Raw genomic sequence first — 14,878 nt, forward strand, 5'->3', positions numbered from 1 at the left:
TCAGGCCACCACGGCCGCGGGGGACGACGCGGCGGGCGACTGCGGGCGCCGGCCGCGCATGTATCCGATGTAGATTTCCTCGAGCGACGGCGACTCGATCTGGACCGACTCCACGCCGGGCAACGACCGGACGGCCTCCGCCGCCCCATGATCGCGGGCGCGGACCAGCCAGTGGGCCTGCCTCGGGGCGTCGGCCGCGTCGATCAGCTCGACCGGGAGACCGGCCGGAGGCGCCTCGGGATGATCCCGGCCGGTGAACGTGATCGCCAGCAGGAACGTCCGGGCCTTGAGCGTCTCCAGCGGCTCGGCCAGGATCAGCTTCCCCTGGTGGACGAGCGCGATGTGACTGGCCACGCGCTCGACCTCGCCGAGCTGATGGCTCGAGAGGAGCACGGTCCTGCCTTCCGCGGCGATGTCCACCATGCTCTCCAGGAACTCGCGACGGACCATCGCGTCCAGGCCCGAGGTCGGCTCATCGAGCACCAGCAAGGGCGGCTCTCCGGCGAGGGCCAGCGAGAGCGAGACCTTCGCCTTCATCCCCTTCGAGAGTGCCTTGATCTTCCGCTTGGGCGGCAGGCCGAAGCCCTGAATGAGCTGGGCATAGCGGGCCTGGTAGGCCCCCGTGCCGGTGGTCGCGTCGGGGTGGAAACCGGCCGCGAACCAGCCGATCTCGGACACGGTCATCCAGTCATAGAGCGCCGGCTGCTCCGGCACGTAGCCGAGCTTGCGGCGGACCTCGATCCCCTGCCGCGCCGGGTCCATGCCCAGCACGCTCACGGAGCCGCCGTCGGCCGCGAGCAGCCCGAGGATGACCTGGATCGTCGTCGTCTTCCCCGCGCCGTTCTCGCCGAGCAGCCCGAAGACCGAGCCTTCCGGCACGTCCAGCGACAGGCCGTCCACCGCGACGTGGCCGCGATACCGCTTGGTCATGTTCTGGATCCGGATCGCGGATCCCGAGCCGTCCTTCATGGTTGTCGCCGTCATGCGCCCCTCCCCGCCGCCCCGTTCGCGGCCGCCTTCCCCCTGGCCCACTCCTCGTGCAGGACCGTTTCAATCTCCGCCGGATCGAGCCCGGTCCCCCGCGCGTCGTCGATCGCCGACCGGAGCCGGTCGCGGACGAACTCCTTGCGGGCGGCCTTGCAACGCTCGACCGCGCCATCGGCCACCTGCAAGCCCGTCCCGCGGACGGCCTCCAGCAGCCCCTCGGTTTGCAGCTCCCGATACGCCCGGGCCACCGTGTTCGGGTTCACCACCAGTTGCTTGGAAAGCTCGCGGACCGAGGGCACCATCTCCCCCGGCCGCAGCACCCCCGAGGCCACCGCGAACTTAACCCGGTCCCCGATCTGCCCGTAGATCGGCCGGCCGTCCGCCGCCCCCACGTCGAGAAGGATCATCGGTTTGACCTCCTACTGTTCTACGTCACTAGCACAGTATTGATGCGGTTCGGACAACTGTCAAGAGGGGACATGCTTTTCCTGAGGTGGGACCTGGCGAGTTCCTTGATCTTCCGAGGCTCAAAGGCAGGCGCCTGGTATAATTGCGCGGGGAAGAGTCGTCGAAATGTCTCGGGTCGAGATGGCCACGGAAAGGAGGCGATTCGCATGGAAGATCTTACGCGGATCACGCTTGATCCTTCGGTGATGGGGGGGAAGGCTTGCATCCGAGGATTACGGGTTACGGTCAGCACGGTGATCGGCCTTCTGGCAGCCGGGCGCTCGCGTGAGGAAATCCTCGGGGCTTATCCCTATCTCGAGTCGGAGGACATCGACCAGGCCCTGGCCTATGCCTCCTGGCGAGTCGATGAACGGGAGGTCGATCTCATCGACGCATGAGCGTACAAATTCTCATCGACATGAATCTTGCTCCGGAATGGGCTGCATTCCTGAGCAACGCCGGTTGGTCGGCAGTGCACTGGTCCACCGTCGGAGATCCCAAAGCACCGGATCGGGAGATCATGGCCTGGGCCGTCGACCATGGTTTTGTCGTATTCACGCATGACCTGGACTTCGGGGCCTTGCTCGCGCTGACTCGTGCCCGCGGGCCGAGCGTGCTCCAGATCCGCGGGCGCAACGTCCTGCCCGACCACATGGGTCGGATCATCCTCGCCGTCCTTCGCCAGACTGAGGTCCGGCTCGAGGAAGGAGCGCTCGTCACGGTGGACGAGCGGCGACACCGGATAAGAATCCTGCCAATCTCATTCACTCCTTGACGGCATCGCACGATCCAGGTATCGGAGGCGGAATTGAGATAAAATCGGTCCCGTGATCGCTCATTCCTCCGTCGCTGGAGGTCCCTTTTCGAGGGCTCATCGCCATGGGGAAGACGGCACGGAAACCGCCCGTCGGGGCCGAGGCCGAGGCCGAGGTAATACCCTGGCTGGACGCGGGCAAGGGCTATGGGCTTGGGATCGAGGCCGGCAAGCTCGTCTGCCGCAATCCGGCGGGGAAGCGGCTGGCCTCGGTCCCGAAGGAGCTGAAGGAGTCCGAGCTGGCGGAGCAGCTCTCGGGGCTCTGCGAGTGGCTCGTCGAGCACCGGGCGGAGTGCCTGGGCCGCGTCGAGTCCTGGCTCATGCGCTCGCTCCCCGTGCCCTGCGACGTGGTGCGGGCGGTCTGGCCCGATCCCGACTGGAGCGACGTCCTCCGCAACCTGGTCGTGATGCCCGCCGACGCCGGTGGCAAGGCCGACGCCTCGAAGACGGGGCTGCTCCGCGACGTCGATCCCGGGAAGGGGATCGGCGTGGTCGACCGCGACGGCGAGACCCGCTGGCTGACGGCCAGGCAGCTCCTGATCCCTCACCCCATCCTGATCGACGGCCTGGACGAGCTCCGCGAGATCGCCGCGGACATGGGCTTCTCCCAGGCCACCGAGCAGCTCTTCCGCCCGATCTTCACGGCCACCGCCGCCCAGAAAGAGCTGAGCCGCATCACCGATTTCCAGGGGGGCCAATTCGACCAGTTGAACTTCGCGGGCTCGGCCTGTCGCCAGCTCGGCTATCCCCTGCGGGGCGGCTACGCGTGCGCCAGGATCTGGGAGGACGCCAGGCCGCTGGAGGCCCGCTACTGGATCGGCGACGACCACCCCGAGATGCCGACGTCCACGGGAGAGCTGATCTTCGTCGGGGGCGACGAGAAGCCGCTCCGGATCGCCGAGGTCGGCCCCGTCACGTTCAGCGAAGGCGTGCGGATGGCCTCGCGGATCTACGCCAGGCGCAAGGTCGAGAAGGATGAGACGGGAGGCGACGCATGAGCGCGGCGGAAGTCCGACTCGAGGCCGGCGGCCTGCTCCCGGCCGGCTCGAAGGTCGATGCCGATGCGACCGAGCAGGTGGTGGCCCGGAGCTATCGCCATCCCGCCCTCCGGGATCGGCCGGTGGTCCGGTTGACCTCGGATCGCCTGGGCGAGGCGGAGGACCTCGCGATGGAGTTCCTCGGCTTCGAGGCGCCCGCGGTCTCGCCGCCGGTCGCGGTCCAGCGGCGCCGGAGCCTGGGCTTCGCCGCGTGGGCCCTGATCAACGACCCGGCCAACGCCCGCTACGCGCTCGACCTGGTCAAGCGGATGAAGGCCGCGGCCCGCCAGGCCCGGTCGAAGCCGGGGCACGCCTGGGACGCGTACACCGAGATGGCCAGGGACCTGGGCCGTTCCGTCCGCCACTTCCTCCCCCCCTTCTGGGAGGAGGCCGGCCGGACCTTCAAGGACCTGAGCAACGCGACCTACGCCGGCCGGGCCCTCAACAAGTCGCTCGAGGCCGAGCGGGTCCACGCCCTGCCCGCGGATCGGGCCCGCCGCCGCGACGTCATCCTCGAGTTCGTGCTCTCGGGCTGCCTGGCGGCCAATGCGCTTTCCGATTACGGCGATGACCTCGTGGCCCAGTATCCGCCCGAAGAGGCCTTCACCATCTTCCGGGACCTCTGCGTCCGGCGAACCCGCGGCGGCATGGCCCCCTGGGCCTCCCTGCCGAAGGACTTCACCAAGCTGGCGAGGGCGGCCGGGCTCAAGCCCGACCAGGAGCTCGAACGGTGGCTCGAGGAGATCATCGACGCCCCCGCGATGGCCCGGCCGCCGCTCATGTTCTGGAAGAGTTGCTCCGCCCACTGCAAGCGGATCGTGGCCCGCAACCCGGCCTTCGCGGTGGCCCTGCTGCGGCACACGAGGCCCGAAGAGCGGTACTACGGCGAGAGTACGCTCGGACCCTGGTTCGACCTGATCGAGGAGTGGGGCGTCCTCGGGTTCCTCCCGGAAGACACGCACCGCGGGGCGCCCCCGCTGGGCGAGCCGGTCGCGGACTGGTTCGGCCGGATCGTCCGCGATGACGTCCCCGCGCCGGCGAGGACCTTCCAGCTCCTCGAGAAGCTCGCGCCGAGGCTCCGCGCCGAGGCGGTGCCGGTGCCGCTCTCCAAGCAACGCCGCTACCGCTCCACGGAGATCGACGTTGACGTCCTCGAGGCGTGCCTGGTCCTGGAGGTTCCCGTCGCGGATCCGCCGCCGGAGTGCATCGTGACCTTCGCGGGCTGGCTGTCCGCGAAGCCGGACCATCGGTTGCGTAACCAGGACATCGTCCGATCGGCCGAGGACCGACGCTTCCGGCCGGCGGTGCTCCTCGCGCTGGCGAAGGCCCTGACCTGCCGAGGCGGGCCGCTCCAGCGCGGCTATCGCCAGTGGGGCATCGAGCAACGGCCCTTCCCCCAGGCGGCCAGCGATCGCCCAGGGATCAAGTCTCTCTGGCACGGGCACACCTCGGGCGTCCTCTCCCAGTTGGAATGGAGCGGGCTCGCGAGCTTCGAGGACGCCCGCCAGTTGCTCAAGTCAACGCTCTGGCCGGAGACGCTCCGGCTCTTCCCCGACATCGCGGAGCGGATGGGGCGGATCGACGCCGCGGCCATGCTCGAGCGGACGCTCCGGGCGGGTGTCTTCGACGAGTACGGCCTGCCCGCACTCGAGGAGGTCGTCCACCGTCATCAGATCAAGGTGCCGTCGAAGTCGACGACGATCCAGGCGACGTTCCCCCGGATCGTCATCGCCGACGGCCTGTACGCGCACGTCGTCGCTGGTGACGGGACCGTGACGTCGCGTGAGATCCGCCTGCCGAAGAAATCGGAGCTCACGGCACTCGTACCGATCGGCGACGACCTGGCTGTCTTTTATCGCGATGACAAGCACAAGAACCACTTGTTCTGGACGAGCCATCCGGACCAGGACCACGAGCCGTCCGCCGGCTGGTATCAGTTCCAGAAGCCCCACGCCGCCACCGTGCTGGACGACGGAGATGTCTTCCTGGGCCACTGGGCCGTCCGGCCCGGCGACAAGCAGACGCCGCTCGGGAGGCCCTATTTCCACGACGGGACGCGGTTCTGGAGCGTGAATCCGGAGTACGACCAGACGCTGGGCGACAACCGCTGGAGGGTCACCGAGATCAACCCGCGGAACGGCGTCCACGAGCGAGAAAGCGTTCCCCCCTGGTTCGAGGAGACCGAGGGCGGGACGATGGAGTTCCCCGCCTCGGAGCTGCTGCCAGCCCCGGCGGGGAGCGAGTCCTCGCCGCTGGGCGTGAAGGACGGCCTACTCGGCTGGAAGGCCGTCAAACGCCGCGACGGCGGCTACTTCGGCGTCGGCATCGACGGCCGCCGCTGGGATGAGCCGCTCCTCGATCACGAGGGTTCGGCCGAGATCCCCCTGGCCCTTCTGCGGCAGCCGGGGACGGACCGTTTTCTCCCGGTGACCGCGAGCGACGGCCGGGGTGAAGGTTTGCGGCTCTGGGCCCCAGACGGCTCGACCGCCGTGGCCGACCTCACCGCCGCCCACCGCCGATTCGCCCGCGGACAGGTCGCGATCCTGCCGCTCCTCTTCTGGCACTTCCTCAAGGTCCGCGACGAGGCGTCCTCGCGGAAGCTGCGTGCGGTGAGCCACGACGAATGCGAGGGCCTGCTGAAGGCCGCGGCCGAGGATCATCGTGCAGCCAGGGCCGTCCCCAGGGTCCCCGGCAAGCTGCCGCCCGAGACCCCGCTGACAACCCTGCTGCCGGCCGTGAAGGCATGGCTTCCCTCGGCCCCGGAGCGGCTGGCGATCGGAGTGGCGAGGGTCGTCGAGCAGGCCGAACAGGAGGCCGCGGCCTTCGCCCGTCTCCGGGAGATGATGCTCGCGGATCCTACGAAATCGACCGCAGAAGCGGCGACCATCGACCATGGCCGGAATGACCTGGCCACCGCCTACTGGGGTTTGAGACAGACTCCCTATTACGTCCACCACGGTGCGGGCTTGCTCAGCGAGCACCTGCATGCGGTCGCGACGTTCTTGAAAGATGAGCGCCAGGCGGGCGACCTCCCAAAGGCGGAGCCGACCTGGTTCGAGATGCTGGAGCATCTCCCGCTCCGGTGCTGGCAGACATACTGGCGTATTCAATCAGCGGATGCGTCCAGGAAGGACGGCGGCAAGACCCCCTGGCTGGAATTCCTGAAGCTCTGGCATGATCTCGGGATCGCCCGGTTGCCCGGCCGGTTCGCCCTGATGCAGGGCGTCGCCGCGGATGCGACGCCGCAGTCGTGGGGTGGCTATGTCGCAGGTGTCCCCGACGGGACGGCCCTCGCCATCCGCCACGGCGACGATCGGTTCATCTTCGTGGCGAGCCGGTCCTACTACCCTTCGGAACAACTTCCCTATCTCATCCTGAGGTACTCGACGGCCCCCTCGCCCGGCGAGCCGCCCGGTTACCGGGTCCAAGACCTCCGCACGCTCGAGGTGAAGGAGGACCCCGCCGAGATCGAGGCGTTCCTGGCCGCGGCCGGGGCTTGCACCTGCCCGCCCCTGCCGTCCCGCGAGGAGCTGCAAGGTCTCGCCGACCGGCTGGCAGTCTCCCCCGCGGAGGTCGTCCTGGTCTGGACCGGCGGCCTGAACCTCGACAGCTATGAGCATCATTTCCTGCCGGCCGCACTGCGCGAGTCCCTGGGCCTGAAGGCCGCGGAGGCCAACGCCGCCCGGCAGGCCCTGCGGAATCTCGAACCCGCCGTGCGCGAGACGCTCTACCAGGCGGTCGTGGCCGCGGGCTGCGCGGCGCCGTTCGTGGACGATCGGGGCCCCGTGCTTCAGCTCCTGGAAGTCGCCTGGCGGGCGCGGACGCCCAGGCGGCTGCCGCTCGAGGCGGCCTTGCAGACGCGGCTCGCGGCGTTGGGCAAACTCAGCCGATGGCGCCCAGCCGAGAACGGCGAGATCCTGGCCGCCGCCGCCGATCCGGCCCATCATCCCGCGCTCAAGCCGCGCGACTTCCGGATCGACGTGGAGAAAACCGGCGACAGGTCCGATCTCAAGCTCGCCGCGAAGAAGGACGAGGCGATCGTCACCGACGCGTTCCTCCGCTCGGTCGTACATCTGGTGGCCCTGATCCACGCCGAGACCCCGGCGGGCCATCCGGCCCGGGGTTCGATGCCGGACCTGATCCGCAAGGCGACCGCCCTGCTCGACCATCCCGGCACGCTGCTCGAGTTTCGCCGGGTTCATCTCTACGGCTCCGATCGGAAGAAGCCGCCGACGCCCGCCGAATGGCTCGGCAAGCACGTCGGCAAGACGAGTGCCGACGCGAAGGCCGGGATCATTCGCGTCGACGACTGCCTGGTCGCCGCGGGGGCCCTCGAAGGCCAGATCACGGCCCTCCTGGCGTTCCGGCCGGAGGCGCTGCGAGACCACGGCGACCTGGCGCGGCTGGTCGGCATCCTCGGCGTCGAGGTGACCGATGGCTACGTGCAGAACACGGACGTCATACCGATCGTGGTCGCCATCCGGAGCCCCGGCTTCCAGAAGCTCGCGAAGGCGATCCTCGCCGAGGACATGGCACCCGGAGCGTGGCCCCAGAATCCCGCCGTCACGGCCCCGGACGTGGTGCGGCAGATCCAGCAGAAGCACAAGCTCGGCGACGACGCGGCCACGCTCTATGCCCAGTTGCTCGCCCTGCCCGAGCCGACCACGGCGAACGTCGGCACCTGGAACGCCTGGAACTCCGCTCGATGCAAGAAGGCGGCCGCGGAGGTCGTCGGCCGCGGGCTCGCACTTGAGGCCACGCGTGCCCGTGCCGGCCGCTCGACCTTCCTGCCGGGCGAATGGGTCGAGCTGAAGGCGCCATGGCTCCCGATCGAGCGCTGGAAGCTCGCCCACCTGGTCGAGATCGACATGACCCCGCACGATCCCTGCCCGGCCGGCGGACCGCTCGTGCTCCGGCCGTTCGAGGACCTCTTCGCCGCGGCCTGGGCACGCGTCCGCGACGGCGACGAGCCGCGTTATGAGGAAGCGAAGCGGAAGAGGAAGGCGAAATAGCCATGGCCCGGAAGAAACCCGTCGAGGACGCCGCGAACCTCCCCCCGTCGACGACCGCCGAGGCGCCGCCTCCGGCGGCCATCCAGCAGCCGCCCGCGGAGGAGCGGTTCGCGGACGAGCTCGCCTTCCTCCGGGCCGCGGATCCGTCGCCCCGGCTGCCGGGCTGGCGGCTGTCGCCCGCGCGCGTCGTCGACTTCATCTGCGGCTCGCAGGGCGAATCGATCCGGGCGCCGAGCACGGCCGAGCTGCCGGACGGCATGCCCCGATCGCTCGTCATCGAGCCCAAGTTCGTCGGCTCTCGCGCCCTGGTGGAGCGGTGCGTGGTGACGCTGGCCGGCGAGCGCGGCCTCCTGCTGGTGGGGCAGCCCGGCACGGCCAAGAGCATGCTGGGAGAGCTGCTGGCCGCGGCCGTCAGCGGCACGAGCGCGCTGGCCATCCAGGGCACGGCGGGCGCCAACGAGGACCACCTGCGCTACGGGTGGAATTACGCCATGCTCCTGGACCGCGGCCCGCGGCCCGAGGCGCTCGTGCCGTCGCCGGTGCTCGCGGCGATGCGGTCCGGCAGGCTCGTCCGGATCGAGGAGATCACCCGCTGCCTGCCCGAGGTCCAGGACGCGCTCATCAGCGTGCTGAGCGAGCGACGGATGACGATCCCGGAGCTCGAGGGCGCGGCGGGGAGCGTCTTCGCGGCGCCGGGATTCAACGTCATCGCCACCGCGAACCTCCGGGACCGGGGAGTCTCGGAGATGTCCGCCGCGCTCAAGCGTCGGCTCAACTTCGAGACGGTGCCGCCGATCGCCGACCCGAAACGGGAGATCGAGCTCGTGCGGCGGCGGGCCCAGGCTGTCCTGAAGGAGGCGGGGACGCCGGCCGACGTCGACGCCCGCCTGCTCGACCTCCTGGTGACGACCTTCCGCGACCTCCGCGAAGGGCGGACCGGCGAGGGCTGGAACGTGGAGCGGCCGGCCGCCGTCATGAGCACGGCCGAGGCCGTCACCGTCGCCGCGGCGATCACCCGCCAGGGGTCGTTCTTCCCCGCGCAAAAGGATCCCGTGTCGCTGCTTCCGGGCTATCTCCTGGGCGTGGTGCTCAAGGACAACCAGGAGGATCGCGACCGGCTCCTCGCCTACTGGGACGGCCCGATCCGCCGCCGCGGCGAGGGCGACGCCCTCTGGAAGCGGATGTACGCCCTCCGCGACGTCCTCGAGGAAATGGGGCGAGAATGAGCGTGCCGACGCGGGCCGTCACCCTCGATGAAGAGATCCCGAGGCGGCTGGCCGAATGCCGGGCCCCGTTCCTGATCGGCGTCCGCCATCACTCGGCGGCCCTGGCGCGGGTCATGCCCGCGCTGCTCGAAGGCTTCCGGCCGGAGACGGTCCTGGTCGAGCTGCCGCCCGATTTCGGGCCGTGGCTGGCGTACCTGGGGCGGGACGACCTGGAGGCGCCCGTGGCCCTGGCCGCCTGCGAGGACAGCCGCCTGATCTCGTTCTACCCGCTGGCGGACTTCTCGCCGGAGCTCGCCGCGATCCGATGGGCGGCGCGGAACGGCGTGCCCGTGATCCCTTGCGACCTGGGGCTCGCGGCCATGAGCCGGGCGGCAGGCCGCCGCGGCGGCGAGGATCGCGAGGAGGACGGGCCGAGCGTCCTCGAACGCCTGCTCGGTCGTCACGATGCGCGCGACACCGGCGAGCTCTGGGAGAGGCTCGTCGAGACGCCCGCATGCCGGTCGTCTCCCGAGTCGATCCGCCGGGCGGCGCTCACCTTCGGCTGGATGGTCCGCCATTCCTCGAACGGCCCCTCGCTCGGGGACGCCCATCGCGAGGCGGCGATGCGCGCCGCCGTGGCGGCGGCGCCGGGGAGGTCGGCCGCGGTTGTCGGCTCGTTCCACGCCGCCGCGCTCTTGCCCGAGCCGGTTCTCTGGTCGCCCCCCGCTGCGCCCCCGTCGGACGAGCCGCCTCGCCCGTCGGTTGCAACATCGTTGATTCCTTACTCGTTCGATCAGCTCGATCAGCGGAGCGGCTATCCGGCCGGGATCATGGACCCGGCCTGGCAGCAGGCCATGCTGGCCGCGCCCGACCCCGAGTCCGTCGCGGCTCTCGCCGCGGACCTCGCCGTCGAGCTCTGCCGGCGGCTCCGCCGGGATGGCCACGTGGCCGGCACGCCGGACGCCGCGGAGATCGTCCGGATGGCTCGCGACCTGGGCCGGCTCCGCGGCCAGGCCGCGCCGGGGCGTGGAGAACTGCTCGAGGCGATTCAATCCTGCCTGGTGCAGGGGGACCTCCTCGGCCGGGGCCGGGCCGTCGCCGCCGCCGCCCAGGGAGTGCTGGTCGGGGTGCGCCGGGGCCGACTGCCGAAGGGCTTGCCCCGCAGCGGCCTGGCGCCCCAGGTCGAATCCGTGATGGCCCGGCTGAAGCTGCCGGGGCCCGACTCCAACGACGGAGACGCCGTGGAGCTTCGACTCGATCCGCTCCGCTCGCGGCTCGATCGCGCCCGCGCCGTCCTCTTCCGCCGGTTGGACCTGATCGGCGTCTCGTACGCGGAGCGGATCGACGCCGCGGCCGTCGGCCGTCGCGAGAACCTCACCGAGGCCTGGCGAGTCCGCTGGACCGGGGTGACGACCGCCACGCTGGACGCGGCGGGCCGATTCGGCGTGACCCTGAGCCAGGCCTGCGAGGCCGCCGTGCGACGCCTGCGGCATCCCGGGGCCGCCGCGGACGACGAGGATCCCGAGCACCGCCACCCGGCGACCACCCTGGCACGCCTCTCGGCCGCGGCGGAGTCCGGCCTCGGCGATGCGGTCCGGGCCCGGATCGCGGAACTCGACGGCCCCTTCCTGCGGGATGCCTCCCCGGCCCAGTTGATCGAGGCCGCGGCCATCCTCCAGCGGATCGCCGCGGGCCATGTCCTGGGCCTTCCCCTCGGCGACGACCAGGCGGCCCCGCCCGACGTCGAGCGTTTCGAGGCGAGCCCCGCCCTGCTCGATGACCTCCCCTTGCTCGAGGCGGCCCTCCACGGCCTGGACGGCCTGTGCGGGTCGGACGAGCCGGCGGACGTGGCCAGCCTGGTCGACCTGACGGCCCTGATCCGGGGCGACCTGCGAGGCGACAGTCCGGGAACGGGACCATCGCCCCTCCTGCCCGCGCTCCGGTCGCACCTGGAGCGGTTCCGGCGCGAGGGTTCGCCGCGGATGCACGGCGCGGCCCTCGGGGCGCTGGCGATGCTGGGACTGGTCCAGGCCGATCCGCTGGGCGCCGCCCTTGCGAGCTGGTACGACGGGGCCTCCACGACCGAGGGCCGCTCCCACCTGCGATCCCGCCTCCAGGGCCTGATGATCCCGCTCCTGCCGCTGGTCTCGGCCGACCCCGCCTGGCTTGGCGGCCTGGAGGGACGCCTCGCCGCGTCCCCCGACGAGGAGTTCCTCGCCAGGCTGCCGGCCCTCCGCGGCGGGTTCCACGTCCTGACGCCCGCCGACCGCGCGAGGCTCCTGGTCGATCGGCTGGCGGTGCTGGAACCGGGCGGGTCCGCGGCCACCGGCGCCCGCGTCATCGACGACCCGATCGCACTGGCCTGTGCGACGGCGGCCGACCGCGCCGGCAGGGCGGCGATCGCGAGTCTCCTGCCCGAGTTCACGCTCCGCGCGTACGGCAAATCGGACTCCCACGCCGCGCCGGCCCGGATCGGCGAGCCGCCGGGCGAGCTGACGCTGGCCGAACGCTGGCGGCTCGTCCTGGGCGTCCAGGGCAGCCGCACCGCGAAGGGGAGGTATGCCGCCTCGACCCTCGATCAGCTCTACGGTCGAGGCGCACGCGAGGGCCGAGGGCATCGGGCCGACCTGGCCGGAGGGGGCGGGACCGAGGCCGCGTCGCCCTCGGCGCGGGAGTGGGTCGACGACGTCAACGGCCTCTTCGGGAAGGACGTCTTCGAGGAGGTGCTGGGCGAGGCCGCCGCCGGTGGCCGTGGCGCGATCCTCGAATACCTCGATCCCTCCTCCGTGCGGCCATCGGTCGCCCTCCTGGAGCAGGTGCTCTCGCTCCGCGGGGCGCTCCCCGAACGCGAGCTCGACCGGTTGCGGAAGCTCGCCCGCCGGATCACCGAGCGGCTGGCGAAGCAGCTCGAGGACCGCCTTCGTCCCGCGCTGTCCGGGCTCAGCACCCCCAGGCCCACGCGGCGGAGGAGCCGCCGGCTCGACTTCGGCCGGACCCTGGATGCCAACCTCGATACCGCCCATCGCCGGGACGACGGCCGGATCGCCCTGGCGCCGCGGCGGCTCTACTTCCGCACGCCGGCGAGGCGGCAGATGGACTGGCACCTCATCTTCGTGGTGGACGTCTCCGGGTCGATGGAAGCCTCGGTGATCTACAGTGCCCTCGTCTCGGCCGTCTTCTCGCCGTTGCCGGCCATCGACGTCCGGTTCTTCGCCTTCAGCACCGACGTCATCGACTTGTCCGGCTCGGTCGAGGATCCCCTCGCCCTGCTGATGGAAGTTCAGGTCGGCGGCGGCACCCACATCGGGCTGGGATTGAGGGCCGCCCGCGGGGCGATCCGGAATCCGTCGCGGACGCTCGTCGTCCTCGTCACCGATTTCGAGGAAGGCGTGTCCGTCCCCGAGCTGCTCGCCGAGGTCCGGATGATCGCCGATTCCGGCGCGAAGCTGATCGGCCTGGCCGCCCTGGACGACGACGCCCGGCCGCGGTACCACGCCGGCATCGCCGCCAGCGTCGTGGCCGCGGGCATGCCGGTCGCGGCCGTCAGCCCGGAGCGACTGGCCCGGTGGGTCGGCGATCACATCCGCAAGGGATCGACGTGACATGAGCACCAGGCGGCCCACCGCATCCCCCGACCTGCTCGCGGCGGTGATCGAGTCGACGCCCGATCGCGTCCGCCGCCGCCTCGATCGCACGCCCGACCTCGCGGAGAGCTGGGACTGGCGGCCCGGAGAGTCGGCCTGGATGGTGGAGACCGGCGGCGAGACCGTGACCCTGCCGCATGGACGCGTCACCGCCGTGGAGCAGGTCACCTGCACGTGCCTGCTTTCGCCCCGTTGCTTCCACGTGCTCGCCTGCCTCACGCGCCTGGAAGTCGTGGACGATGAGGCCGGGCCGGCGGGGGACGCGGAGCCGATCGCGGCCGAGCCGAGCGAGCCGGAAGGCCGCGAGGAGCCCACGCCGGGCCAGCGGCGAGCCGCGAGCGAGGTGGCCCGGAGTGTGACGCCGCTCCTGCGGGTGGGCGTCGCCAACGGGGGCGTCGTCCTCCAGTCCGGCCTCCTGCGGGCCGTTCACGGCTGCCGCGCCGAGGGGCTCCACCGCCTGGCCGCGCTGGGGTTGCGGGTGGTCGCGGGCATCGGCGAGGTCCGCTCGCGGGCCCCCTCGGCCGATCCGGAGGCGCTGGCCGAGGACATCGCCGACCTGCTCGAAACGTGCGCCCAGGTGCTCCGCGACGGGCCCGTCGCCGGCCACTGGATCGGCACGGCCAGACGCCAGCAGCTCCCGGTCACCCCGCGCCGGCTCCTGGGCCTGTTCGCCGAACCGATCGTCACGCGGAGCGGGTACGCGGGGGCGGCGGTGTACTTCCTGGGGGGCGACGGCCGATTCTACACGGCCTCGGACGTGCGCCCCGGCGAGGCCCAGCATGCGCGCGAGGTCTACCTCGGCGGGGTCGAGATCGGCCCGCTGATCCAGCCGGCGCGGCAGCTCGCGCGGGGGGCGTACCTGGGGACCGACCTGACCGCCTCATCGGACGGACGACTCGGCCGCGGCAAGGGGGCGCAGATCGTCGAGCAGGGGCCATCGAGCTGGCGGACCGAGGCCATCGAGGAGCGATTCCGCCGCCCGCTCTCCGCCCAGTGGGAGGCGGTCCTTGCCGAGTCGTCGCGGCCCATCGACCTCCGCGCGGCCGGCTGGGATCTCGTCTTCCTCGAAGGAAAAGTCCTGGGCGCGGCCGGCCCCGTCCTGTTCCTCCAGCCGGCCGAGGTTGGTCGGACGATCGGCCTGGTGATCGAGAATGAGAGCGAGGGGCTGTTCTTCCGCGAGAACCTTCGCATGCTCGCCCACGCGCCGGGCCTGCGGCTGAAGGTCATCGGCCGCGTCAATCCGGTCGAGCCGCGGACGGTCGCCCCGCTCGCGATTGCCAACGCCGATGACTCCGAGGCCGAGGACGCTCCCAGGCTGGATCTCCCCGGGTCCTGGGGCGATCGCGTCTGCCTCGGCTTCGACGAGATCCAGCGGCCGCACCTCCGGAACGCCCGCGAATCGGCGCTGGTCCTGAATGTCCCGCTCGCGCCGCCCGAGGATCCGCTCGCGCCGCTCCGCCGGCGCTGGATCGCGACGATGCTGTCGGGCGTGAGCTCGCCGCGCCTCGCCAGCTCGAACCGCCTCGCCATCGAGACCTCGGCCCTCCATCGCGGCGGCTATACGACGGGCGCCTCGCTGCTGGACGCGCTCTCGCGTGAGCCGGCCGCGGCCGGGCCGACTGGTTCCGACGCGTTCCTCGCCGCGGCGATCTACCTGCGGGCCTGCGCGCTCGAGCGGGCGCGTGTCGAGCTGTCGCTGGAAGGCTGAGTCATGCACCGAGAGGCTCGGGAC

General features: G+C 71.3%; 9 protein-coding genes. 7 read left to right on the forward strand and 2 right to left on the reverse strand.

From position 1 onward, the window contains the following. Both G6O54_RS03230 and G6O54_RS03235 read right to left on the reverse strand, forming a co-directional pair. Window positions 1–984, reverse strand: a complete 984-nt coding sequence (locus G6O54_RS03230) for an ABC transporter ATP-binding protein (protein ID WP_250846693.1) — start codon at window positions 982–984, stop codon at window positions 1–3. Further along, a complete protein-coding gene (locus G6O54_RS03235) occupies window positions 981–1,394 on the reverse strand; it encodes a GntR family transcriptional regulator (RefSeq protein WP_165220071.1) in 414 nt (137 codons plus the stop codon). Before G6O54_RS03235 ends, G6O54_RS03230 begins: the two co-directional genes overlap by 4 nt. 207 nt (window positions 1,395–1,601) lie before the next feature. Between G6O54_RS03235 and G6O54_RS03240 the strand changes: the two genes are divergently transcribed. From G6O54_RS03240 to G6O54_RS03270, 7 genes are all read left to right on the forward strand, one after another. Further along, on the forward strand, window positions 1,602–1,832 hold the full coding sequence (locus G6O54_RS03240; RefSeq protein ID WP_165220073.1) for a DUF433 domain-containing protein: 231 nt from the start codon (window positions 1,602–1,604) through the stop codon (window positions 1,830–1,832). Beyond that, on the forward strand, window positions 1,829–2,209 hold the full coding sequence (locus tag G6O54_RS03245) for a DUF5615 family PIN-like protein (protein ID WP_165220075.1): 381 nt from the start codon (window positions 1,829–1,831) through the stop codon (window positions 2,207–2,209). Before G6O54_RS03240 ends, G6O54_RS03245 begins: the two co-directional genes overlap by 4 nt. Before the next feature lie 104 nt (window positions 2,210–2,313). Then, complete coding sequence (locus G6O54_RS03250) at window positions 2,314–3,246, forward strand: DUF4132 domain-containing protein (RefSeq protein ID WP_165220077.1); 933 nt, start codon at window positions 2,314–2,316, stop codon at window positions 3,244–3,246. Then, the gene (locus tag G6O54_RS03255; protein ID WP_165220079.1) at window positions 3,243–8,297 is read left to right on the forward strand and encodes a hypothetical protein; all 5,055 of its coding nucleotides are present in this window, start codon (window positions 3,243–3,245) and stop codon (window positions 8,295–8,297) included. The genes G6O54_RS03250 and G6O54_RS03255 overlap by 4 nt, the downstream gene beginning before the upstream one ends. Before the next feature lie 2 nt (window positions 8,298–8,299). Beyond that, entirely contained in the window at window positions 8,300–9,523 is a 1,224-nt protein-coding gene (locus G6O54_RS03260) for an ATP-binding protein (protein WP_165220081.1), read from the forward strand. After that, window positions 9,520–13,104 carry a DUF5682 family protein gene (locus tag G6O54_RS03265; RefSeq protein ID WP_165220084.1) on the forward strand — a complete coding sequence of 1,195 codons (3,585 nt, stop codon included), beginning with the start codon at window positions 9,520–9,522 and terminating at the stop codon, window positions 13,102–13,104. Before G6O54_RS03260 ends, G6O54_RS03265 begins: the two co-directional genes overlap by 4 nt. A gap of 1 nt (window position 13,105) precedes the next feature. Further along, window positions 13,106–14,854, forward strand: coding sequence for a hypothetical protein (locus G6O54_RS03270; RefSeq protein ID WP_165220086.1), 1,749 nt, complete (start codon window positions 13,106–13,108; stop codon window positions 14,852–14,854). Window positions 14,855–14,878 lie beyond the last annotated feature (24 nt).

The organism is Aquisphaera insulae, from assembly GCF_011064615.1.
Lineage (GTDB): Bacteria > Planctomycetota > Planctomycetia > Isosphaerales > Isosphaeraceae > Aquisphaera > Aquisphaera insulae.

Bases quoted from the DNA above. Each gene is read 5' to 3' on its own strand.
- G6O54_RS03230 (WP_250846693.1), bottom strand. From the start codon at position 984: ATGACGGCGACAACCATGAAGGACGGCTCGGGATCCGCGATCCGGATC.
- G6O54_RS03235 (WP_165220071.1), bottom strand. From the start codon at position 1,394: ATGATCCTTCTCGACGTGGGGGCGGCGGACGGCCGGCCGATCTACGGG.
- G6O54_RS03240 (WP_165220073.1), top strand. From the start codon at position 1,602: ATGGAAGATCTTACGCGGATCACGCTTGATCCTTCGGTGATGGGGGGG.
- G6O54_RS03245 (WP_165220075.1), top strand. From the start codon at position 1,829: ATGAGCGTACAAATTCTCATCGACATGAATCTTGCTCCGGAATGGGCT.
- G6O54_RS03250 (WP_165220077.1), top strand. From the start codon at position 2,314: ATGGGGAAGACGGCACGGAAACCGCCCGTCGGGGCCGAGGCCGAGGCC.
- G6O54_RS03255 (WP_165220079.1), top strand. From the start codon at position 3,243: ATGAGCGCGGCGGAAGTCCGACTCGAGGCCGGCGGCCTGCTCCCGGCC.
- G6O54_RS03260 (WP_165220081.1), top strand. From the start codon at position 8,300: ATGGCCCGGAAGAAACCCGTCGAGGACGCCGCGAACCTCCCCCCGTCG.
- G6O54_RS03265 (WP_165220084.1), top strand. From the start codon at position 9,520: ATGAGCGTGCCGACGCGGGCCGTCACCCTCGATGAAGAGATCCCGAGG.
- G6O54_RS03270 (WP_165220086.1), top strand. From the start codon at position 13,106: ATGAGCACCAGGCGGCCCACCGCATCCCCCGACCTGCTCGCGGCGGTG.